Source organism: Candidatus Magnetominusculus dajiuhuensis, from assembly GCF_046044395.1.
Classification (GTDB): Bacteria; Nitrospirota; Thermodesulfovibrionia; order Thermodesulfovibrionales; family Magnetobacteriaceae; genus Magnetominusculus; species Magnetominusculus dajiuhuensis.
Map to the genome: position 1 here is coordinate 1 of NZ_JBJUSG010000055.1, position 21,420 is coordinate 21,420.

Below are 21,420 nucleotides of genomic sequence, written 5' to 3' on the forward strand. Positions count from 1 at the left end.
AAGGGGGGGGGGGCTGCTTTACTATTGTGACACAGTCTGTTCGCAGGAATGACAGACTTAGGGCATTTGAATACTATATTTTGAATTAGCCTGGCTCTGAAATAACAACAAAACGCATATAGTGCGTTTGCCCTGTATGGATAAAGGGCTGCCTCAACAGCAGCCCTGTCCACTATCTTAGTCTGCCCACTTAATGGCTTCTACCGGACACGTATCCATGGCTTCCTGAACATCGCAAGTGCCGCACTTGTCTGGAGAGGACACAAAAGCATGGTCTCCCTGCATCGTAAACACTTCCGGACAAAGGGACACGCACGTCTCACATCCTGAACAGAGATCGGGATCTACATATGGAACCTTCATCTTATACTCCTCCTGCAACAGTTTGATTGGATGCCCACCGCACCCTATTGTTATTAATGTACGCTTGCTATCAACGCACCATCTCGATATTGTCTCGTCATTATCAATTTGACGTCTGTATCTTTACGGCGATTTATGATAAACTAATGCTCCTATTTTTGCAAGTAAAATATTATATAATTTATATGATGAAAGATGATAAGACCATAACGATACCAATAACCGGCATGACATGCGCCGTTTGCGCCCAAGCCGTTGAAAAGGCGATAGGGAAACACGCGGGCGTAAGCAGGGCCGCGGTTAACTTTGCCGCTGAAAAGGCCGTCTTTACAATTGACGGCGCAAATGGGGACAGCTCTTTTGATATTAACCCTATTGTCGAGTCTATAAAAGGGGAAGGTTACGGGGTCTTGGCCTCAAAGGTGCAACTCAGGGTGTCAGAGATGAGCTGCGCCGCGTGTGTGTCTGCCGTTGAGGGTGCCCTCAGGTCGGTAAGCGGCGTCATTGCGGCGTCGGTAAATCTTGCCACAGAGAGGGCAAGGGTTGAATATATATCCACGATTACCAGTGTTGACGAGATTATTCGGGCGGTAGCTGTCTCAGGCTATAAGGCCAAAGCGCTTGATGATGGCGTAACAGACACAGAAAAGTTGGAAAGGGAAAGACAATATGCCTCACTTAAGATAACCCTTTGGGCAAGCGCTGTTATTTCAACTATTATTATGGCCGCCTCAATGATAAAACTCCCCGTGCTGTCCAGCCCTTATGTGCTTTTTGCCCTTGCCGCGTCTGTGCAATTTATATCAGGGATGCGCTTTTACCGGGCGGCATTGTCTACCCTCCGACATTTATCAGCAAATATGAACACCCTTATTGTCGTCGGCACATCGTCGGCTTTTTTTTACAGCGCGTTTGTGGTGTTTTTTCCCGAAACCCTTCACAGGCATGGGATGACACCTCATTTGTATTTTGACACATCGGCGGTTATCATCACGCTTATTCTCTTTGGCCGTACCCTTGAGCTGCGGGCAAAGGGCCAGACCTCAGAGGCGATAAAGAAACTCATCGGCCTTCAGGCAAAGACTGCCGCCGTGTTAAGAGACAATGTCGAGATGGCCATACCCATTGGCGAGGTGGCAGTGGGGGACATCGTCGTGGTGCGTCCGGGGGAGCGAATCCCTGTTGATGGGACGATAATAGATGGGGCGTCCAGCGTAGACGCCTCCGCAATCACGGGTGAGAGCCTGCCCGTTGATAAGACAAAGGGTGATACCGTCTATGGCGGCACGGTAAATCTGTACGGGGCATTTAAGATGGCGGCGTCACGCGTTGGCGCGGCGTCGTTGCTTGGGTCAATTATACGGCTTATTGAAGAGGCCCAGGCCACAAAGGCACCGATTCAACGGCTTGCCGATAGAGTAGCCGCGGTGTTTGTGCCAGCAGTTATACTAATTGCGGCGGTGACTTTTATACTATGGTATTTCTTAGGCCCTGAGCCGTCTTTCAATCGCGCTATGATGAGTTTTATCGCCGTACTTATAATTGCGTGCCCGTGCGCGCTTGGGCTGGCAACCCCGACAGCGGTTATGGTAGGCACGGGAAGGGGGGCGCAGAGGGGAATACTTATAAAAGGGGCTGAGGCCCTCGAAAACGCATACAAAATCCAGGTCGTCGCCATGGACAAGACCGGCACGCTGACAGAGGGCAAGCCCGTCCTGACCGGCATTGAGGCGCCGCAAAGCGGATTTACCGTCGGAGACGCGCTAAGGACGGCCGCCTCGGCAGAAAAATACTCCGAGCACCCCATAGCTAAGGCCATCGTGGCAAAGGCAATGGCCGAGGGTATCCAGCTTTTTGACCTCGATTCCTTTGTCTCCATAACGGGCGGCGGCGTAAAGGGCACACATAAGGGCAGCGATATTATGATTGGAAGCGCCAGATTACTTATCAACGAAGGGATTGATGTAACCGTTAACGATGAGGCCAGGGCCACCGTTTACTTAGCCATTAATAATGACGTAAAGGCTGTTTTCTCAATATCGGACACAATAAAAAAGACGTCCAAAGACGCGGTAACTAAACTTAAGTCAATGGGTATTGAGACCATAATGCTGACCGGCGACGACAGACGTACCGCGGAGGCAATAGCCCGTGAGGCGGGCATAGGCAGATTCCACGCGGAACTCCTGCCAAACGAAAAACTGGATATAATCAGGGCGATAAAAAAAGAGGGTAAGATAGTTGCTATGGTAGGAGACGGCATAAACGACGCCCCTGCCCTCACCGAGGCCAACGTAGGCATAGCCCTTGGAACAGGGGTTGACATTGCCATTGAAGCGGCAGACATAATTTTACTGGCAGGAGACCTCATGTCAGTGGCGGACGCGGTAAGCCTCTCACGCCTGACAATCAGAACGATCAAAGAAAACCTGTTCTGGGCATTTTTTTATAACATAGTGGGCATCCCCATTGCCGCCGGTGTGTTGACATTATTTGGCGGCCCGCCATTAAACCCTATGATTGCCTCATTGGCGATGGCCTTTAGTTCTGTCAGCGTGGTGAGCAATTCGCTGCGGTTAAAGAAGAAGAGGTTGTAATACAAATATGGCAGGCAAGTGTCATCGTTTTGTCTAATGCTTACCCTGTCCGCATTAAGGGAAAATGCGGGTTATGAAACGCAGTAGACAAACCCGTATGCTTGAAGGTAGAATATCATTATGGAGACGCTTACACTTAAACGAGATTTAGATTTAACGGAAATAATTAACGGGGAGGAAGTTGTGGGGCCAAGTCCCTTTAGTAAACATCAGAGGATAGCGGTCAGGCTTTTTACTATGATGTATAGACACATAGAACAAGAGAATATTGGATTCATTTACTTTTCACCCCTGGATGTAATCTTTGAGGAAGGGATTAATCGGGTCCAGCCCGATATATTATTTATCCGGAAAGACAATGCGGCAATCATTCAGGATTGGATAAGAGGTGTACCGGACATGGTCTGTGAGATTATATCCCCGGGTAGTTATGATATGGACGTTTCTGTTAAGAAGGCGATATACGAGAAATACGGCGTACCGGAATACTGGGTTGTCTTGCCGGACTTTAGAGCTATCGAGGTCTTAATCATCGACAACGACAAGTACGTAAGACATTCATACGCAGAACTTGAGGGCGTGGTTACGTCTAAGGCCATTGAGGGACTGCAAGTCAATATCAAAGATGTTTTCGAGGAATGAAACCCTTAGAAGCGTCATTAAATGTACTGAACTACATTGAATCGCACCGTGGCCCTGCGACTGACAATCCACAGACAAATCTATACCCACCACAAACAGATAGTGCAATAATAATTATTTATGTTGACTTGTAATATATATTGTGTTATTATAGTAAGCATTCCCATGCAAGGGTTCCCCGCAAATTCATTACGTCTGTCAGGGAGGCCATACTATGACGTTTTATTTCATCACGCGGGTCAGAGACAGGTGGATTCCCGGCTCAATCTCCGCCTCAAGCGCTGACGACGCCCGCGCCGGCATCAAAGACACCAAATATCCCATCATCGTTATTGAGAATTTCTCGTCAAACTAAATCCACTCCGGAGGCACACCAAATGTATAAGATTACCTGTACACGATGCGGCAACGTAGTCACCACATGGAATAACAGAGGCGGCAGGGGGAGCTGCTTTTGCCGCTGCGGCAAACCCCTTCACTACGCCGACGCCGTGGCCGTGGAATTACCTTAGTCCAATCACATGTTCAACAAAGTAGTAGGGCCTTTTTTCTACAGGGTTAAAATCATTTAACGCACGATGAAACACATCTGCGGCCTCAGGGGTGCCCAGAGTCCTAAGGGTCGGCTTTACACCTGAACTTTCGTAATAATCGCATACCGCGCCGACATATTCAATGAGTAAATCTCTCAGGTGGTCGTGGTTTAGTTTCTTTGCCTTTTCGGCCAACACCTCGCTTATGGATTCCACGGCGTGATAGACAACCCGCAGGGCTGCCCTTATCTCTTTGACCGCCTTAGGGTCATAGACTGAGATGACTGGTACGCATACCCCCCTGCCCTCTAATTCCCTCAACGCAACCCCGGTGTAAATATCAAGGAACTCCATCAGAAAAGATGGCTCTGACAAGGGGCGTTCGTCATCAATAAAACGCCCGATGCGCTCGATTTGCGCGGCGGTGTCCTTGTCCCCGGTAATAACCGTGAAGTGGTGGGCAACGCTGAAGTGTCTATGCTCATCTTCCACGGCTTATAATATCTCCGGATGCTGAAACGCCCACAAGCTGCCTCCCAAGGGCGTTTAAGAACTGATTCTTGTATTCGACCTTTTTTGACTTCGAAATCTCAATGACATCAATTATAACATTATTTTTCAGAACTACAACCCTCGACTCAAACAGCCCGTTTGGCATTGACGGGAAATCCCATCGCAATTTCTTTACACCCGATGTGAATACACGGCAATCGTCCCGGTCAAGCGCCCTATCGAAACGACTAATCCGAATAGCCGCGATATAATTATCGAAATCCACGAGCGCCTTGTCATGCGATTGATGCCTTGTAATCTTAATGGTTATTTTAAAGTTTTTATCCTCATCGGCATATGTCCTCACGCTCCAGTTGAAGGACTCACCGCAGGATTTCAACTTGCAGCCATCTACCGACGACGGTGGGATGTTATTGATGGTTGGACTGAAATCCTTTAAATCATAAATTGTCTTATTAGAAACGACCGAAGCGGTAATCGGAGTTATATCGGCCTCTTGTTTCGTATAATCAAAAAATGGCAGATATTCAAAGACCATATACGACAGCACCGTAAGCAGTGCGAATGATGATGCGAGAAACCTGAGCTTATGCGGCCTCAACGTATGTACTCCTTCGCCGGGCCAAAGTTTGGGTCTATGGACAACGCCTTTCTGAAATAGACAAGGGCATCATCACGCCTTCCCATACTCATCAATACCAATCCCGTTCCATAGACGGGCGCGGGGTCACCGGGGTCGAGGTCAGCGGCCTTGGCAAAATACAGCGACGCCTCGTTGGGTCTGTTTTTGTGAAGCATGATAAACCCGGCGCTTACGTATGGCTTTTCGTATGACGGCTTTATTGCGATAGACTTATTGTAATTTGCGAGGGCGTCATCTTCATTGCCGTGGCTCAGATACGCCGAACCAAGATTGAACAATGCGATGAAATTTGACGGGGTGACATTGGCCGCCCTGCTAAACAGGCTTATGTCATCGCGCCAGTACGCCGTCTGTCTGACTGATAAATATGAAGAGGCCGTTAATATGGCAACCGCGGCAATACAGAGAATAACCCCACGTCGGGCAACGCCCGCTGCCCACTGCCCTGCAGCCGTGGCAATAACAATAAACAACCCTATTAGCGGCAGATAGGAATACCTGTCCGCCATAGACTGATACCCCACCTGAGCAAACCCGGCAACGGGCAACAGCACAGATAAAAACCAAAACCAGCCGACAAAAAAATACGGCGTTCGTTTAATAAAAACAATTGAGGCCGCAGACACACTAATCACAACGGCGGCACACAGCACGGCCTGAGATATATTAATCGTATCGTGATACACATAAATCGGTGACAGCGAAATCGGCACCACAGTGTTATACAGATACATGGCATATGAAATAAGGGCGTTGCCAAGCCTCTGTGTAAATGGAAGGACATTGAAAAACTCCTCAACATTCCAATCCCTCTGTGCCTGATACGTCAGGACGCCCATAATGCCCGACAATAGAAAAAAAGGGATTTTCTCAATGACAATTTGAATATTACTTTTTCGGCCTAACGGCCAGTAATCAATGAGCAGCAGCGCCACTGGCAGCATAACGGCTATGGGTTTAGACAGCAACGAGGCAATAAAACAAAACAAAACCGGTAAATATCTCAAGACCGATGGTTTCTTTACGTATGACACATAAAACAACATCGCACTCAACCAGAAAAACGCGCTCAGCAGCCCCTTCCTCTCGGAAATCCACGCGGCAGTCTCCACATGAAGGGGATGGACGCAAAACAGCGCGGCAACAAATGCGCTCCTCCACAGTGAACCAGTCATAAGGTTAAGAAGTATGAAAAGTAAGACCGAGTTTGCACCGTGAATAAGGATATTCGTTATGTGATGGCCGGACGGTTTAAGTCCGTAAATGGTAATGTCGAGCATGTGGGAAAGCCACGTGATGGGCTGGCGGTTGCCGGTGTATGCGGTGGTAAATGCCCACATGACACTCTTTTTTGTCAATCCATCGCGCACATAGGTGTTTTCTGTCACATAGAGATTGTCGTCATAATTTACGAATTGAAGGGTTCTCGCCTGAGAAAACACGCCAAGCGCCATCATAAACAGGGCGGCAGAGACTGCAATTGTCCTGCCCATCGTCACATCTCCCGCTGTCCGCCGGGTGTTATTTTGTTATTGTTTTTACTATGGATATGTCTTTTTTTATCCATTCATTTACTATTGTGGCAACCTCCACTCCTTTTTTCTTTGAGAATTCTCTTAGCACCTTCATCAAATCCGGCTCAATGTAAATAGAAGACCTCTGCGCAACCCTTTTGCGGCGAGCAGATATCAAACATCTATAGCTTTTTGGGCAAACAGCACCTTTTTGTACCTCATTTATCCAAAAAAAACGCCTCGCCTTAGATTTGTCAATCACGTACAATGAGCTGTGCAGAGGTCTTATAGGTAGATGCAACTCTGCATCCGGACGATAAAACTTACCTCTCTCACCATTGGAAAAATCGTATTCTTTTTTCATTTATATTGCATCCTAATATCTGGATTCATCTCCAGATACCCCTTAATTTCTTTAATAAACTCATCGCCGTAGCGGTCTATTTTCAACTGACCCACGCCGTTGATATTCCACAACTGATCAATTGTTGTGGGGTAGTACCTGCACATCTCATGGAGGGTTTTATCTGAAAATACAATAAACGGGGCAACTTCCTGCTCGTCGGCAATGCCACGCCGCAGGGCACGCAAGCGCTCAAACAGCCCGTGGTCAAACTCCTCAAAGTGGCTGCCCGCCTCAGTGCGCGATACCTGTTGTACGATATCTGCCCTGATCTCCGGGCGCATGTTTGCCATAACGCTCTCCTTGCCAAATAAGACCGACTTGCCATGTTGAGAGAGTTTGATGACCGGATATTTGTCTCCTTCCTGAACGAGGAGTTCCTGGACAAGCAGCTCATCAAAGATTGCGCGCCAGTAGTCCTTGCCTTTGTGTTTGCCCGCGCCAAAGGTCTTAATCTTGTCGTGTTGAAGCTCTGTCACGCGTTTTGTGCCCTTGCCAAGCACTATATCTATGATATAAAGGCGGCCAAAGCGCTGGCCGGTTCTTGATATGGCGGACATGATTATTTGCGCGTCAGTTGTAATATCCCGCAGCTCATAGACACCCACGCACACGTCGCACGTGCCGCAGTTTTGAGACTTATATTTCTCGCCTAAATAACCAAGCAGTTGCCTCCTCCTGCAGACGTTTGCGGAGGCGTAGAGGATCATCTTCGCGAGTTTGGCCTCCGAGGTCAAACGCTCCGCTTCGTCCTCAACCTGATTAATAAAATACCTGATTTTATATGCGTCCCCCGGCGTGTAATACAGGACACATTCGGAGGGTTCGCCGTCGCGCCCTGCCCTGCCCGTCTCCTGATAATAGCCCTCTATGTGCTTTGGCAAATCGGCGTGTATTACGAAACGCACGTTTGATTTATCTATCCCCATGCCGAAGGCGATTGTGCCCACTATGACATCGGCCTCATCCTTACTGAAGGCATTTTGATTTCGCGTTCGCTCCTCCGCTGACAGCCCCGCATGGTAGGGCAAGGCGCGAATACCGTTTTTCGATAGAAAATTCGATAAGACCTCAGCCGAATCACGCGTAGCCCGATATATGATGCCGGGCACACCGGCATGTTCCCGAACGAATCTAAGAACCTGTTTCTCTACATCTATCTTCTTTTCCACACGATAAAACAGGTTTTTCCTGTCGAACGACGCGCGCACTACAAACGGGTCACGCAGGCCGAGCTTTCGTATTATATCCTCCTGCACCTGAGCTGTGGCGGTTGCTGTAAAGGCCGCAATCGGAATGTCCTTAAAATTCACGGCGATTGCTGACAGGCCCATGTAATCAGGCCGGAAATCATGTCCCCATTCGGAGATACAATGCGCCTCGTCAACGGCAAACAAGGCTATCGGGACTGTCCTCAGGGTTTCAAAAAAATGCGCCATCGCAACCCTCTCCGGTGCCACATAGAGTAACTCAAGGCTGTGGGCGTGAATCCTCCTGTAAATGGAGTACACCTCATCCACTGAGAGTGAACTATTAAGATATGCCGCAGAAAAACCGTTCTCTATCGCCGCGTCAACCTGGTCTTTCATCAGGGATATCAACGGGCTTATGACGACCACAGTTCCTTTCAATAGTTTTGACGGCAGTTGATAACACAGCGATTTCCCCCCGCCTGTGGGCATTACCGCAAAGACATCCCTTTTTTGAAGGATATTCTTTATGATAGCCTCCTGGTTTTCACGAAAGTCCGCAAACCCATAAAATTCTCTTAATACGTCACGCACGCCGCCACCGCCATTTGAAAACTCATCACAACTCCACCAAAATATTATCTATAAGCCTCGTAGTTCCCATCTTCACCGCCACCGCAATCAACACCCTCACCCCCCGGGTTATCTCGTCAAGCGTATCGGGGTCATAGGCAGAGGCGTATTGAATCTCCGTAATGGACTTTACCGCCGAAAGCGTTTCATGAAGTTTCGCAGCAATGTCTTTTATCTTCAGTGAACCGTTTTTTATGGCATGTCCAGTGTCTTTTAATGCCTTATAAATACATGGCGCGTCAAGACGCTGCTCCATGGACAGGTATGCGTTTCGGGAACTCATGGCAAGGCCGTCTGCTTCTCTGACCGTCGGGCACAACACGATTTCACAATCAAGATTCAGATCATCCCTCATCTTCTTTAACACCGCGCACTGCTGGTAGTCTTTTAAACCGAAATATGCCCGCGTTGGATTGACTGCGTTAAAGAGTTTGAGCACCACGGTTGCAACGCCGGTGAAATGTCCCGGCCTGAACATACCGCAGAGTTTCTCTGACAGCCCCCTGACCTCCACATATGTCTTATATCCATCGGGATAAATGTCGTTAGCTTCGGGCATAAACACGGCGGCTATTTTACCGCCATACAGGCCATCAAGTTTTCTTATGTCGCCGTCGTAGTCTCTGGGGTAGCAATTGAAATCCTCGCCCTCAGAAAATTGAGTGGGATTGATAAATATGCTGACGACGGTGATGTCGTTTGCCCCGGTGGACTGCCTGACAATGCTTAGGTGTCCATCGTGAAGGGCACCCATAGTTGGCACAAAGCCGATGGATTTATTTGATTGCAAGCAGTCGCCTGAAAACTCCCGCATCCCGGAGATTGAGCGGATTATCTCCATTGCCACTTACTCCGCGGCAAAAAAATGTCTCCACGACCAAAAATCATCTCCACCCTGTTTGTCTTGTCGTCATTCCGGCTTGTCCGGAATCTGTCTCTCCACGACATCTTCACGCCAAAGAAGATTCCGGACAAGCCGGAATGACAGACTACGGGTAAATTCACTATATCCTTTCCTTGGTGCGAAAGCTCAGTTGGAAATGTCGTGTAGTGAGCCATTGCCTATTTATAGTCCGAATTCAGGCCAATCTTTGCCTGATTGCCGGCGATGGCCAGTTTATAGTTATTGCCGATGAGATATTTTTGTGCCACGCGCCTTACGTCCTCCTTTGTTATGGCATTTATAATGGCCGGGTATTTCTTGTCGAAATCAATGCCAAGACCGTAAAACTCCACCTGTGCCATGAACATGGAAATCTTATCCATCGTATCAAGTTTACGTGGGAAACTGCCCGTTAAATAAGCCTTCGCATCGCTTAGTTCCTCGTCAGTAACAACACCTTCTTTCATTGTCTTTATCTGCTTTAGTATCTCTTGTACGGCGACATTGGTAAACTCGTTTTTTGTCTGAATGACAACCTGAAAGTCTCCGGCATATTTAAACGAGGCAAAGTGGCTGTGGATGTCATATGCGAGGCCGAGGTTGTCTCTTATCGCCTTGACCATTCTGGAGGCAAATCCTCCGCCGCCTAATATATAGTTCATTATGGACACGGCGTAAAAATCAGGATTATCACGTCTAACTCCCAGGCCACCAAGAATGATGTTTGCCTGCTGCGTGTCCCTGTTTATGAGGATGGCCTTTTTGGCTGTGGATTTTGGCAGATCCGCGGTCTCTGTCCTTTTCGCCGGTTTTTTTGACCAGCCAGAGAAATATTTATCAATTAATCCCATAAGCTCATCATAGGTAATGTCCCCGGCCACAGATAAAATGCTCCCCGCAGGGACGTAGAAATCGCTATGAAATTTCACTACATCATCTCGTTTTATCATGTCTATTGTCTCAGGTGCTCCCTCGCTTACGCGCCCGTAGGGGAATTTTCCATAGACGGCGGCCATAAACGCCTTATTAGCGGCATATGCGGGGGATTCCTCCTCGTGCATGAGGTTGCCTTTGACGAGGTCCTTCTTTTGTCTTAGCTCGGTCTCCGTAAAGGTTGGGTTTAAGACGCAGTCGGCAAAGATTTCAAACAACTTTTGGAGGTCTTTTTTTAGCGCAGAAAGCCCGACCGCCGTGTAGTCGGACGACGAGGAGGCCTCTATTGATGCCCCTGTGAATTCTATCTCTTCGTGGATTTCCTTTGATGACCTGTTTTTAGTGCCCTCAGTGAGCATCTCGGCGGTCAGATTGGCCAGCCCTGCCAGACGCGCCGGTTCGTCAAGTTTTGAGGCGTTTATTATGAGTGACATCCTCACAACCGGAAGGTTATGCCTCTCTGAAAACAGCACAACAAGCCCGTTGGGCATCACCACCCTGCGGGTGTCAAGGGCAAAGGCGTTAACAGAAACGAGGGACGCCGTAAATGCGACAAGCGCCGCCAGTGTTATTATCTTTTTGTTGAATTTGCCGAAAACCAATTTCTCATACCTCCGTATCCGTATAAATTGAGTTAATCTTCTGGTATCAACACGCCGACCGTCGAATTTTGGCGGGTAAAATATTTCTTCGCCACTGCCTGTACATCGCTTGCGGTAACATGTGCCACACCGTCGAGGTATTTGTCCTTAAGGCGCCAGCCGCCAATTACCTCAAACATGCCAAGGACTTCGCCCTGAAAAAAGAGAGAGTCCTGCCCCATGACAAACGCCGCCTCTATTTGATTTTTTGCCTTTTGGACCTCACGCTCAGTCGGCGCCGCTGCCACAATACCGTCTATTTCCTTAAACAAGGCGCTCTCAAGCCGGTTTATTGACTTCGTGTCATTTGGAGTGCCCCCCCAAAAAAACAAATAGGGGGACTTATACAACCCGCTGTAACTGGCGAAAGCGTTTATGGCCAGCTTTTCTTTCTTTACAACGTCCTGATAGAGCCTGCCGCTCTTGCCTGAAAATATCTGCGACAACACGTCAAGGGCAAAGGCATCCCTCTGGGGAACAGACGGGACGTGATACGCAATAAGGACAAATGGCAGTTGTGCCTGTTTTTTCACCGTCAGACGTCTCTGCTCTGTTTGAGCCGGTTCTGTCCCGATTGACGGCGCTTTAATCTGTACCGCCGCTATGCCCCCAAAGTTCTTAGTTATTGATTTCATTATTTCCTCTGGATTTACGTCTCCGGCAACTATGATGACGGCGTTGTTTGGGGCGTAGTATGTCTTATAGTGCCTCATCAGGTCTTCCCTGCTCAGGGAAGAGATGTCATCCATCCAGCCGATAACCGGATTGTGGTACGGGTGCATGGTGAATGCCTTTGCCGCTACCTCCTCAAAGAGCAAGTCCTGCGGGTCGTCCTCTATTCTCATCCTGCGCTCTTCCATTACCACCTTCTTTTCCGAGCTTACGTCCTCGTGCCTGAGAAGGAGATTGGCCATTCTGTCGGCCTCCATCTCTATTGACAGGTTTATCCTGTCCGAGGCGAGGTTTTGATAATAGACCGTGTAGTCTCTGGTCGTACCTGCATTGTCCATGCCGCCATTTTTTTGCACAAGGTTCGAAAAGACCTTGGAGCCATAGCGTTGTGTGCCCTTAAACATCATATGCTCAAGAAAATGGCTTAGTCCCGTCTTTCCACGCGTCTCGTTTATTGACCCTACGTTGTACCAAATCTGAAACGAGGCAACCGGCGCCTTATGGTCCTCTGATATCAAGACCTTCAGGCCGTTGTCAAGCCGGTATTCCTTTACATTGCCGGTGCCCAAATTTGAGCCGGTACTCTGGCTCTCGTTGGTGACATTCACCGCCGGGGTGCACGACGCCGTCACAAGCGCGCAGATTAATAACAATAAGATTCTCTTCATTACCTCACCTCACTCATTTTCACTGTTTATGGCGTTTTCCACCAATAAAAGGTTTTCCTGTTCAAGTATCTCAACCTTCACCTTTGACACTCGTGTATGAACCATCTCCAGGACGGTTATCTTCATACCATCAAGTTCAATTATCTCGCCGCCGTCGGGGATTTTTTGCAGATGCGTCACAATAAACCCTCCAAGCGTATCGTACTGCGGGGATTCTGGAATTTCAATATTAAAGTCTTCCTTCAAATCCCTTATATTTATTGAGGCATAGACGATATATACGCCCAGTCCGATACTTATGACCGGCCTTTCGATGTCGTGTTCGTCCCTTATCTCACCCACTATTTCCTCAAGCAGGTCTTCTATTGTCACAATGCCTGTTACCGTGCCGTGCTCATTTACCGCTATGGCCATGTGGGTGTGCTTCTTCTGCATCTCGCTCAACAGATGGCTTATCATCATCGTCTCAGGCACATAGAAGGGCGGCCTCAGTACCTTTCTGATGATTATCTCCTTGTCCTGCGCAAGGAGTTTAAATACATCCTTTGCGTGCAGCGTCCCTTTGATGTTGTTTATCTCCTTGTTGTAAACAGGATATCTTGAGTACTGCTCCTCTGAAATCATGCGAAGTATATCCTCAAGAGGCTCATCTAACGAAACGGCTATGACACGCCCGGTTGGAACCATCACCTCTTTGACTGATATGTCAGTAAACTCAAACACGCTGTGAATCAGTTCCTGTTCGGTCGGCTCAAATATCCCCCTGTCCTTACCCTCTTTGATCAGGAGCTTAATCTCCTCCTGAGAGATAAGCGCCCTCTGCGTAAAGGCGGTCTTACCAAACGGTTTTAGTAATACATTCGCGCTTTTTGACAGGATTCCCACCATGACCGAACTGATTCGTGAGAACAAGGTTATAGGCCTCGCCACCATAAGCGCGATTTTCTCAGGATACATAAGGGCAATGGATTTCGGCACCAATTCACCGAGTATTAACGAGAAATATCCTATGACCGTTACAACTACCACTATCGCTATCGGCTCGGCGGACACGGAGATATACTTAAATGGTATGGAGGCAATAATCGGTTTAAATATCTCAATAGCCATAGCGCCGCCAATGGCGGAGGATACGGCGGAGCCTATGGTAACGCCGATTTGCACGGTGGCCAGAAATCTGTCAGGGTTTTCCTTGAGCTGCAGGAGGGTTCTGGCATTGGCGCTGCCTTCTTTGAGAAAGGTCTCTATCTTAAACTTGCGCGACGTTATGACGGCGATCTCGGAGGCCGCAAAAAACCCGCTAAAAAAAATAAACGCTAATATCAGTATAAGATTAAGCCACATAGCCCACAACATACCATAAGCGCGGCGGTATATCTTTCAATTTCATAAAAGGCTTTATTTTCAGAGACATCTTCTTAAACATCTCTTTACAACCACTCTCTGTCTATGCCACATCGTAATGTGGATTATACCAAAGCCACGTAGTTTAGTCTATAACATTTTTAATAAAGGCCATCGCGGGCGCGTCAATGCGACGGTACGGGAGGCATTAGAGGCATTTGGGACATCGGATTCTTGGCGACTGGATTCTGATGGGCACCGGGTGGCGGCATAGGAATCGTCGTTGGGGGCTGCGGTATCGGAGACGGTTGAGGCATAGTTATCTGTGGCGATGTGGGAGAACCAAGGGGGGTTGGCATCGCCGCCGCAGCGGCAGCGGCAGTTCTTGTGGAATCACCGGCCTGTCTTACCTTTTTCTTATCGAAATCGAAGACCTTTATAACGAGTTTATCCCCGTCTTTCGTGAACTCGACATAGTCGGTTGTTATTATGCTGACTTTGTAGCCGCCTACGCTGTCCCCTTCGTGAAGCAGACGCTGCCTTTGTCCCCTGCCTGTGGTGCTGTATGGGGTCTTCTTATCCTCCACGAACGCGGCCCTTGACTCGCCGGTTATCGTTCCATAGACGATGAATTCGGGCAGAGGGGCGTCCGGCTGAGACTTTACGGGTTTTCTATCCGGATGAAATACATTTTTTTCTGTCACTACCATATAATCGCCCCGCGCAAGGAGTTTTTTGGCGTCGTCGAATTTCACCTCATCCGTATCAAGCCTCATGTTCTTACTGGGAGATACCCTGATTGTTTCCTTTTTTTTGAAATTATAATAATCGTAAACACCCATAAACAAAACAACCAGTAAGAGCGATATATTTAGGACATTCAGTTGCTCCATGTATTTTTTCATATCAAACCGCCGCATCCACCATAGTTATTTCTCCTTCTTATTATAAAGTTCATATTCGATAAATGCGACTTTTTGTGTAAGCTCTTTGATTCGGCTTTTCAATTCAGAGATCAGCAAGGAAAAATACATAAGCGATACTATCAAAATCAAAATCAGAAAAGTGATTATTATAACAGGCGGATATCCCACTCCCAACATGCGCGCCAACGCGTTTACCAACGTATCAGCAAACGCCCCGCCGATTATTAAAAAACCCACAGCAAACCATAAAATCGAGAGATCCTCTCTGAACTTCTTCCTCCTTACAAGCTCAAAGATTATGACAACAACCAACAGCCCTGTCAGAATAATAAACGCGCGCGCCCCAAATGACATAGCCTAATATGCCCCACATTCCGTCATTTTATCAATCTCTCCTTAACATGACCATAACTATAGCCAACAGCATCCTTATCATATATATCAGCGGCCTTATCCCGCTGTGCATTGATATACCATCTAAGCGGTTGAACATTTTAACCGGCGTCTCAGATATTCTGAATTTTTTCTTATGCAGAAGCATAATCATATTGGCGTCGGGGTAGTCCAGAGGAAAATTGTCCCCGTGCGATAGGTAGCTCAACACAGCCTTGTCCATGAGTTGAAAGCCCGACGTCGGGTCAGTTATCGTCCTGCCTGTATATAGCCGGATTATCGTGCTGAACATTGAAATCACCGCTCTTTTGAAAAAACCCGCATTATAATCGCTGTCTATAAACCGAGTTCCTATGACTATGTTTGCCCCGTCACGTACCTTCGCCTCTAAGAGGTTTTTAATGTAAGACGGGTCATGCTGGCCATCGGCGTCCATAGTTATCACCATGTCATAGTTCTTATTTAAGGCAAATCTAAAGCCCGACTGCAGCGCGCCACCATATCCAAGATTAAACGCGTGATTGATTACATGGGCACCAAGCCGACTGGAAATTGCCGCCGTATTGTCGGTAGAACCATCACTTACGACGAGGATATCCGCTTCAATCGGGGCGTGGCGAATCTTTGCTATTACCGCCCCTATGGATTTCTCCTCGTTAAACGCCGGTATGATTATCAGCATCTTATCCATCTCAGTATACGAGCCTCAATGCCCCCTGCACGACATCCACCTCAGCAGGAACCTCAGCAGGCGTCTTACCAAAATAGTCGCCATCAACATGGCAATGGAAAGCACCACCTTCTATTGTCATCTTTTTGAACTCAACCTGCTCAACATATTTAGATTTATTCAAGACATGTCTTCCAAGAAATACATCCGCTACCGCCGCGACGAACTCCACCCTGCCCGAATAACGAAATATCGTGCCGTAGAGGCTGGGGTTTCTAACGTCCGCCTTTGGCGCCATACGAATATCGCCGCCATAACACGTCCCGTTGCTTATTATAACCGTATTGCAGGCAATAAAACCACCATCAATTGAGACTGCCATCTGATCAAAATTATTATTAATCAGGCAGTTTATCCCACTATAAATATACGCGCCAATGCCGGTGTATGCCTTTAGTTGCCTGTTAAGCCCGTAAACCGCCGCCGCGTCAAACCCCACGCCGGCCATTTCAATGAAATATCGTGTTCGCTCCGGTGCCCCATTAGTCCTTATCCTGCCTAACGATATGTCATAGGGGGTGCCGTTAATCAGTCTCTTTACGGCCTTCCTGATGTCGCCCTTCATCCCAAGGTCGTTGCACAGCACGCTTGAAGTCCCAAAAGGCAGCACGCCAACCGGCGTCTGTGAAAACACCGCCCCATTGGCCACCTCGTTAATCGTGCCATCACCACCGGCTGATACAATCATGTCGTATGCCCCATTGTGGGCGGCGACGGCCTCTTTTGTCCTCGCCTCCGCGTCCCCGGTTTTTGTCGTAAAAAATATATCAACGCCGAATCCGGCTGATTTAAATGTGTTCATTGCCATCACAAGCCTGCTAGTCTTAAAAGTCCCTGACTTGGGGTTAACAATTATCAGTACTGATAAGCCCATCTAACTCCTTTATTAAATCATTAATCCCGCCGAATTTATTAATCATCACCGGGGTGTGCCGGAGATACCTGATAAGGGCGTTGATATCTGCCCTTTTGTCAATAAACAATACGCGGCCACCGTTTGAGTCCCCCTCCTTTTTGATACGGGGAATCCTCACGTAGCCCAGCCCCCTGCTGCTTACATATCCCGTCGTATAGTCGGGATTGTCAGAGATACAAAGCTCCGCGGCCACACCACCAGCAGAGGCGGCCTTAGAGGCAAGCATAACGGCCTCAAGCACGCGTGTCTGACGCAGCAGTCCGGGAGCCGCCGCCTCAAACCCGGCAAGCGCCTCATCCTCTATGCCAAACCGGCTTACCCTGATGCCGCGAGGGGATTCGGTGTCGAGCCTTTCTCCAGTGGTGGCGTCAACAAGGGCTGCGCCGCTTAAACCCGCCCCGCATTCAATTATCGCCAGGGCGGCAGAGACCGCAAGAGAGCCGATGCCAGCACATCTGAGCAGCGCGGCAACGGCGCGCCGGGCAGCCTCTTCGTTTGTAATCCCGCATGTGCAAATCGGCAGCAACGGTATCTTCTTAATCTCTACGCCTTCAACTCGTTCGATTGTCACAGTGATGCTGTCCGGCTTGCCGCGGCTGTGGTTTAATGCCCTGCGAATCAGGTCAATAGCCTTGCCGTCAATCAACTCTTCTGTAATAATCCCTTCCGCCCCGGATATGTGGCGCCCCATGTGAGAGGCCCTCATGCGAATGCTGTAAAGGTCGGGGTATATGAATTCGTCAGTCATATCTCAACCCCAGTGCGGCGATTAATTGTAAATCGTCCGCCGCCGCCCTACCCTGCGTCGTAAGGTAGTTGCCAATCAGAAGCCCGTCGGCACCGGCCATAAATATAAACGAGTTCAACTGGCCGAGGGTTTGAAGCCTGCCGCCGCATATTCTTATCTCCTTGCCGGGGAGGATTAATCTGTAAACGGCGATTATCTTCAGCGCCTCAAGTGGGTCAAGCGTCGGCCTTCCACCCATTTTTGTGCCATCAATAGGCGTAAGAAAATTAATCGGCACTGAATCCACCTCCAAATCCCGTAATAACAATGCCATATCAAGCCTGTCCGCCCACGTCTCACCCATGCCAAAAATCCCCCCGCTGCAAAGCGAACATCCCGCCGCCTTTACCGTCCCAATAGTCCTCAGCTTATCGGCAAAAGAGTGCGTGGTACAGACGTTAGGGAAAAACCCCGCCGATGTCTCAATGTTGTGATGATAGCGGTTAAGGCCGACGTCCATGAGGGCGGCAAGCTGTTCAGCATTGATAAAACCAAGCGTGGCGCACGGTGAGAGCCTCGCCTCTTTAATGGCCGCGACCATAGCGGTAATCTTCTCGAGGTCTCTGTCAGAGACACTGCGCCCACCGGTGACGACGCAAAATCGCTTTGATTTATTTGTTCGGGCCTTGATGGCGGCGGTTTTTACAGCGGACGGCGTTTTGAGCGGGTATCTGTCGACAGGGGCGGCGCTTATTGATGACTGGGCGCAAAAGGCGCAGTCCTCAGAACAGCCGCCCGCCCTTGCGCTTAGTATTGAGCAGAGGTCTATGGTGTCGCCCTTGAAGTGTTCCCTGATGGAGTTGGCGGCGGCAAACAGGTCAAACAAGGCCGCGCCCTCAGCGGTAATAAGCGACGAGGCCTCGTCTCTGTTTATGCTACCACCTTCGATAACCTTATCTCTAAGTTCCAAAATGGCCGCAGAGACTATCGGCCTGTGGCATGATAAAGCCGCACGTAAAGTCATAGCCGTAAGTATAGCAATAAATTCACTGAAATTCTACAAATATTTTAGTGGCAGGGGAATACTGCGGGATGACACAGCCCCAAAATAATTCTTGACAAATAATTCTAATTGTTTTATCATTATAATATTATCATGCTTTTAGCATGACTAAATAAAACATATATCAGGGAGGCAGTACATGTCAGATGACAAACGTTACATTCAGGACCCCAAGACCGGCTTGTTTGAAGGGAGCAGACCCGGAAACGGCAAGAAAAAGGTAAAACCAGCTTTTCTCCGAAAAAAAGCAGCGGCAAAGAAAGCGGGCAATAGGCGTACGGTAAATCATGGAATTGAGTTTGCCATACCCGGGAATTTCCATGGGGATATTGCAAAACGCAGTGAAGAAATGTTTAAGCTATCAAGAGAAAAACTCGCGCAAGGCGGTCATACATTCCCTGACAAGGATGTAGCAAAATATCAAGGAGATGGGTATTGGACAGGCCAGGCGTCGGAGTATGGTGCAGGTAAAGATGAACTAACTGCTAAACAAGAGCCTTATGGAAAAGACCACAGCGCCGTCGCTATAAATAGAATTTTTTCATATAAAACATATCCTACTGTGAGAAATGAATTTGTTGTTGTAGGTGACATGGGAAAGGATGATGGCAAAATAGAAACACGCAGAGTAAATAATACAGGTATGTATGCCTCATATATAGATGAAAACGGTGTAAGACAACAGTATCCACATCCTACTAATATAGTGGATTTTCATCCTGACTCTCTTGACAAATTTTGCGGTAAATCCAAATGCGGAAGGGAACCTATAATGATGAAAACCTGCGAGTCACCTGAGGAATGTGCAAAAGTACAAACGGATATGAAAGAGAGGATAAAAAAGTGGCGAGAGGAAAATGTGAAGAATAAATAGAAAACAAAGAGATATCGCTTCAAATGAGACCGTTAGCCTCGTTTTAGCATGTGGGGCTAACGGTTTTTTTACTATTGATCACGTTTTATGATACAATGACGTAGGAGGTAATGACTACATGAGCAATACTGTTAACTTATCTTATATGTGTGTAATAATTACTATCTGTGTATTTTTTCAAATATCCGTTGTAAATCAATGCTACGGGGGAAATATAAAACCCAAAAAATATTTGAAAAAAGAATCAACATCACCAGAAGGAAATATAATCATCAGACATCTTGGAGAACATCCCGATGACTTTTATTGGGATATCTGGCTTTATTCAAGAAAGAACCCATCGAAGAAGGCGCTCCTTTTCTCTTATGAGCGTGATGCGGATGTGCTTATTTCATCTGACGAAAAATGGCTTGTTATAAATTATAGAGTTGGAACTACCGACACAGATGCTCTTTTATTCAAAAAAGTTAAGGACTTAGAATATGAAGAGATTGATTATCTGAATGACAAAGCGTGGGACTTATTCAAAAAGACACATAAACAATATAAAATCCCTCAATTTGGTCATAGTTATGCGGAGGCAGTCCTATGGTCGAGCGACTCGAAATCTGTAATGATTGAAATCTACGGTCACGATGATTTGTCCCCAAAGAACCTTGAACCGTGGTACTGCATATATGACCTAACGACAGGAAAGATGACCCTTGACTTCAACCGCGTGTTTAACCGTGACACGTATCATCCAAACGGAAAGGCTAAAGGCAGAAACCTGTACCATTCTTAAATATGATAGAAGATAGGGAGTAAATGATTAGATTAACTAATGTGTCTTACTTATGTATAGCTATCTCAACTTATGTATTATTAAATATCATAGGAGCAGGCCAATGTTATGGAGAAGATAAAACACTCAAAAACCATCTAATAAAAGAGTACACTTCACCAAAAGGAAATATAATCGTAAGACATTATGTAGATGGTTATGAAATTTGTCCTGATGGCGACATATGGCTTTACTCAAAAAAGAATCCATCAAAAAAGGCGCTCCTTTTTTCTTATGAGCGTGATGCGGATGTCCTTATTTCACCTGATGAAAAATGGCTTGTTATTAATTATAGAGCTGGATGCAACGTAACTGATGCAAACTTATATAAACAGATTAAGGACTTAAAATATGAGTATGTAACATCGCTAAATGATTTTGCGTGGGATTTATTCAGAGTGACGCACAAACAATATAAAATCCCTGATTTTTTCCATAATTATGCGGAGGCAGTCCTATGGTCAAGCGACTCGAAATCTGTAATGATTGAAATCTACGGTCACGACGACATATCCCCAAAGAAACTTGAACCGTGGTATTGCATCTACGACTTAACGACAGGAAAGATGACCCTTGACTTTAACCGCATATTTAACCGCGACACGTATCACCCAAACGGTGAGGCCAAAGGCAGAGAGCTATTCACGTACTAAGGGCTGATAGCGTCTCCTCATATTGGCCTCCAGCGCAGGGCAAACGCATTAGGAAAAAAAGCAGAAATTGCCTATGTCTTCATTCCGGCTTGTCCCTTTCCGTCATTCCGGCTTGCAGACTGTGTCACAATAGTAAAGCAGCC

General features: G+C 47.5%; 23 protein-coding genes. 7 read left to right on the plus strand and 16 right to left on the minus strand.

The window, feature by feature from the left end:
- Nucleotides 1–177 precede the first annotated feature (177 nt).
- Nucleotides 178–363 carry a ferredoxin gene (locus tag AB7D94_RS08970; RefSeq protein WP_420265479.1) on the minus strand — a complete coding sequence of 62 codons (186 nt, stop codon included), beginning with the start codon at nt 361–363 and terminating at the stop codon, nt 178–180.
- 185 nt (nt 364–548) lie between these two features.
- Here AB7D94_RS08970 and AB7D94_RS08975 point away from each other — a divergent pair, with 185 nt between their 5' ends.
- The 4 genes from AB7D94_RS08975 to AB7D94_RS08990 all read left to right on the plus strand — a co-directional run bounded on the left by AB7D94_RS08975 (nt 549) and on the right by AB7D94_RS08990 (nt 4,114).
- Nucleotides 549–2,960, plus strand: coding sequence for a heavy metal translocating P-type ATPase (locus tag AB7D94_RS08975; protein WP_420265481.1), 2,412 nt, complete (start codon nt 549–551; stop codon nt 2,958–2,960).
- A 120-nt stretch (nt 2,961–3,080) separates the two neighbouring features.
- Entirely contained in the window at nt 3,081–3,602 is a 522-nt protein-coding gene (locus AB7D94_RS08980) for a Uma2 family endonuclease (protein WP_420265483.1), read from the plus strand.
- Nucleotides 3,603–3,816: 214 nt separating this feature from the next.
- Complete coding sequence (locus AB7D94_RS08985) at nt 3,817–3,957, plus strand: hypothetical protein (protein WP_420265484.1); 141 nt, start codon at nt 3,817–3,819, stop codon at nt 3,955–3,957.
- A 22-nt stretch (nt 3,958–3,979) separates the two neighbouring features.
- Nucleotides 3,980–4,114 (plus strand): hypothetical protein, encoded by a 135-nt coding sequence (locus AB7D94_RS08990; RefSeq protein WP_420265485.1) that lies wholly within the window; start codon nt 3,980–3,982, stop codon nt 4,112–4,114.
- Here AB7D94_RS08990 and AB7D94_RS08995 read toward each other — a convergent pair.
- From AB7D94_RS08995 to bioB, 15 genes are all read right to left on the minus strand, one after another.
- The gene (locus tag AB7D94_RS08995) at nt 4,106–4,627 is read right to left on the minus strand and encodes a hypothetical protein (protein WP_420265486.1); all 522 of its coding nucleotides are present in this window, start codon (nt 4,625–4,627) and stop codon (nt 4,106–4,108) included. The two genes, AB7D94_RS08990 and AB7D94_RS08995, sit on opposite strands and share 9 nt — an antisense overlap.
- Nucleotides 4,617–5,249 (minus strand): hypothetical protein, encoded by a 633-nt coding sequence (locus AB7D94_RS09000; RefSeq protein WP_420265487.1) that lies wholly within the window; start codon nt 5,247–5,249, stop codon nt 4,617–4,619. Before AB7D94_RS09000 ends, AB7D94_RS08995 begins: the two co-directional genes overlap by 11 nt.
- Nucleotides 5,246–6,784 (minus strand): tetratricopeptide repeat protein, encoded by a 1,539-nt coding sequence (locus tag AB7D94_RS09005; RefSeq protein ID WP_420265488.1) that lies wholly within the window; start codon nt 6,782–6,784, stop codon nt 5,246–5,248. The genes AB7D94_RS09000 and AB7D94_RS09005 overlap by 4 nt, the downstream gene beginning before the upstream one ends.
- A 28-nt stretch (nt 6,785–6,812) precedes the next feature.
- The gene (locus AB7D94_RS09010) at nt 6,813–7,169 is read right to left on the minus strand and encodes a hypothetical protein (RefSeq protein ID WP_420265489.1); all 357 of its coding nucleotides are present in this window, start codon (nt 7,167–7,169) and stop codon (nt 6,813–6,815) included.
- Nucleotides 7,166–8,992, minus strand: a complete 1,827-nt coding sequence (gene recQ / locus AB7D94_RS09015; RefSeq protein WP_420265490.1) for a DNA helicase RecQ — start codon at nt 8,990–8,992, stop codon at nt 7,166–7,168. The genes AB7D94_RS09010 and recQ overlap by 4 nt, the downstream gene beginning before the upstream one ends.
- A gap of 25 nt (nt 8,993–9,017) precedes the next feature.
- Nucleotides 9,018–9,872 (minus strand): pantoate--beta-alanine ligase, encoded by an 855-nt coding sequence (gene panC / locus AB7D94_RS09020; protein ID WP_420265491.1) that lies wholly within the window; start codon nt 9,870–9,872, stop codon nt 9,018–9,020.
- Nucleotides 9,873–10,093: 221 nt separating this feature from the next.
- Entirely contained in the window at nt 10,094–11,449 is a 1,356-nt protein-coding gene (locus AB7D94_RS09025) for a M16 family metallopeptidase (RefSeq protein ID WP_420265492.1), read from the minus strand.
- A gap of 32 nt (nt 11,450–11,481) precedes the next feature.
- Entirely contained in the window at nt 11,482–12,828 is a 1,347-nt protein-coding gene (locus tag AB7D94_RS09030) for a M16 family metallopeptidase (RefSeq protein WP_420265493.1), read from the minus strand.
- A 9-nt stretch (nt 12,829–12,837) separates the two neighbouring features.
- Nucleotides 12,838–14,172, minus strand: coding sequence for a hemolysin family protein (locus tag AB7D94_RS09035; protein ID WP_420265494.1), 1,335 nt, complete (start codon nt 14,170–14,172; stop codon nt 12,838–12,840).
- A gap of 185 nt (nt 14,173–14,357) precedes the next feature.
- Nucleotides 14,358–15,077 (minus strand): hypothetical protein, encoded by a 720-nt coding sequence (locus AB7D94_RS09040; RefSeq protein ID WP_420265496.1) that lies wholly within the window; start codon nt 15,075–15,077, stop codon nt 14,358–14,360.
- 24 nt (nt 15,078–15,101) lie between these two features.
- Nucleotides 15,102–15,452, minus strand: coding sequence for a DUF2304 domain-containing protein (locus tag AB7D94_RS09045; RefSeq protein ID WP_420265497.1), 351 nt, complete (start codon nt 15,450–15,452; stop codon nt 15,102–15,104).
- A 31-nt stretch (nt 15,453–15,483) separates the two neighbouring features.
- Nucleotides 15,484–16,182: a glycosyltransferase family 2 protein gene (locus AB7D94_RS09050; RefSeq protein WP_420265498.1), complete on the minus strand. Its 699-nt coding sequence runs from the start codon at nt 16,180–16,182 to the stop codon at nt 15,484–15,486.
- A 1-nt stretch (nt 16,183) separates the two neighbouring features.
- Nucleotides 16,184–17,095: a diacylglycerol/lipid kinase family protein gene (locus tag AB7D94_RS09055; RefSeq protein WP_420265499.1), complete on the minus strand. Its 912-nt coding sequence runs from the start codon at nt 17,093–17,095 to the stop codon at nt 16,184–16,186.
- Complete coding sequence (locus AB7D94_RS09060; RefSeq protein ID WP_420265500.1) at nt 17,067–17,885, minus strand: 6-carboxyhexanoate--CoA ligase; 819 nt, start codon at nt 17,883–17,885, stop codon at nt 17,067–17,069. The genes AB7D94_RS09055 and AB7D94_RS09060 overlap by 29 nt, the downstream gene beginning before the upstream one ends.
- Nucleotides 17,878–18,888 carry a biotin synthase BioB gene (gene bioB / locus AB7D94_RS09065; protein WP_420265501.1) on the minus strand — a complete coding sequence of 337 codons (1,011 nt, stop codon included), beginning with the start codon at nt 18,886–18,888 and terminating at the stop codon, nt 17,878–17,880. Before bioB ends, AB7D94_RS09060 begins: the two co-directional genes overlap by 8 nt.
- Before the next feature lie 178 nt (nt 18,889–19,066).
- Here bioB and AB7D94_RS09070 point away from each other — a divergent pair, with 178 nt between their 5' ends.
- The 3 genes from AB7D94_RS09070 to AB7D94_RS09080 all read left to right on the plus strand — a co-directional run bounded on the left by AB7D94_RS09070 (nt 19,067) and on the right by AB7D94_RS09080 (nt 21,277).
- The gene (locus AB7D94_RS09070; protein ID WP_420265502.1) at nt 19,067–19,801 is read left to right on the plus strand and encodes a hypothetical protein; all 735 of its coding nucleotides are present in this window, start codon (nt 19,067–19,069) and stop codon (nt 19,799–19,801) included.
- A 118-nt stretch (nt 19,802–19,919) separates the two neighbouring features.
- Nucleotides 19,920–20,585, plus strand: a complete 666-nt coding sequence (locus AB7D94_RS09075; RefSeq protein WP_420265503.1) for a hypothetical protein — start codon at nt 19,920–19,922, stop codon at nt 20,583–20,585.
- 23 nt (nt 20,586–20,608) lie between these two features.
- Nucleotides 20,609–21,277, plus strand: coding sequence for a hypothetical protein (locus AB7D94_RS09080; RefSeq protein ID WP_420265504.1), 669 nt, complete (start codon nt 20,609–20,611; stop codon nt 21,275–21,277).
- Nucleotides 21,278–21,420 lie beyond the last annotated feature (143 nt).

Excerpts from the sequence above, each read along its gene's own strand:
- AB7D94_RS08970 (WP_420265479.1), bottom strand. The coding sequence starts at position 363 with ATGAAGGTTCCATATGTAGATCCCGATCTCTGTTCAGGATGTGAGACG.
- AB7D94_RS08975 (WP_420265481.1), top strand. The coding sequence starts at position 549 with ATGATGAAAGATGATAAGACCATAACGATACCAATAACCGGCATGACA.
- AB7D94_RS08980 (WP_420265483.1), top strand. The coding sequence starts at position 3,081 with ATGGAGACGCTTACACTTAAACGAGATTTAGATTTAACGGAAATAATT.
- AB7D94_RS08985 (WP_420265484.1), top strand. The coding sequence starts at position 3,817 with ATGACGTTTTATTTCATCACGCGGGTCAGAGACAGGTGGATTCCCGGC.
- AB7D94_RS08990 (WP_420265485.1), top strand. The coding sequence starts at position 3,980 with ATGTATAAGATTACCTGTACACGATGCGGCAACGTAGTCACCACATGG.
- AB7D94_RS09005 (WP_420265488.1), bottom strand. The coding sequence starts at position 6,784 with ATGGGCAGGACAATTGCAGTCTCTGCCGCCCTGTTTATGATGGCGCTT.
- AB7D94_RS09010 (WP_420265489.1), bottom strand. The coding sequence starts at position 7,169 with ATGAAAAAAGAATACGATTTTTCCAATGGTGAGAGAGGTAAGTTTTAT.
- panC (WP_420265491.1), bottom strand. The coding sequence starts at position 9,872 with ATGGAGATAATCCGCTCAATCTCCGGGATGCGGGAGTTTTCAGGCGAC.
- AB7D94_RS09030 (WP_420265493.1), bottom strand. The coding sequence starts at position 12,828 with ATGAAGAGAATCTTATTGTTATTAATCTGCGCGCTTGTGACGGCGTCG.
- AB7D94_RS09035 (WP_420265494.1), bottom strand. The coding sequence starts at position 14,172 with ATGTGGCTTAATCTTATACTGATATTAGCGTTTATTTTTTTTAGCGGG.
- AB7D94_RS09040 (WP_420265496.1), bottom strand. The coding sequence starts at position 15,077 with ATGAAAAAATACATGGAGCAACTGAATGTCCTAAATATATCGCTCTTA.
- AB7D94_RS09045 (WP_420265497.1), bottom strand. The coding sequence starts at position 15,452 with ATGTCATTTGGGGCGCGCGCGTTTATTATTCTGACAGGGCTGTTGGTT.
- AB7D94_RS09050 (WP_420265498.1), bottom strand. The coding sequence starts at position 16,182 with ATGGATAAGATGCTGATAATCATACCGGCGTTTAACGAGGAGAAATCC.
- AB7D94_RS09055 (WP_420265499.1), bottom strand. The coding sequence starts at position 17,095 with ATGGGCTTATCAGTACTGATAATTGTTAACCCCAAGTCAGGGACTTTT.
- AB7D94_RS09060 (WP_420265500.1), bottom strand. The coding sequence starts at position 17,885 with ATGACTGACGAATTCATATACCCCGACCTTTACAGCATTCGCATGAGG.
- bioB (WP_420265501.1), bottom strand. The coding sequence starts at position 18,888 with ATGACTTTACGTGCGGCTTTATCATGCCACAGGCCGATAGTCTCTGCG.
- AB7D94_RS09070 (WP_420265502.1), top strand. The coding sequence starts at position 19,067 with ATGTCAGATGACAAACGTTACATTCAGGACCCCAAGACCGGCTTGTTT.
- AB7D94_RS09075 (WP_420265503.1), top strand. The coding sequence starts at position 19,920 with ATGAGCAATACTGTTAACTTATCTTATATGTGTGTAATAATTACTATC.
- AB7D94_RS09080 (WP_420265504.1), top strand. The coding sequence starts at position 20,609 with ATGATTAGATTAACTAATGTGTCTTACTTATGTATAGCTATCTCAACT.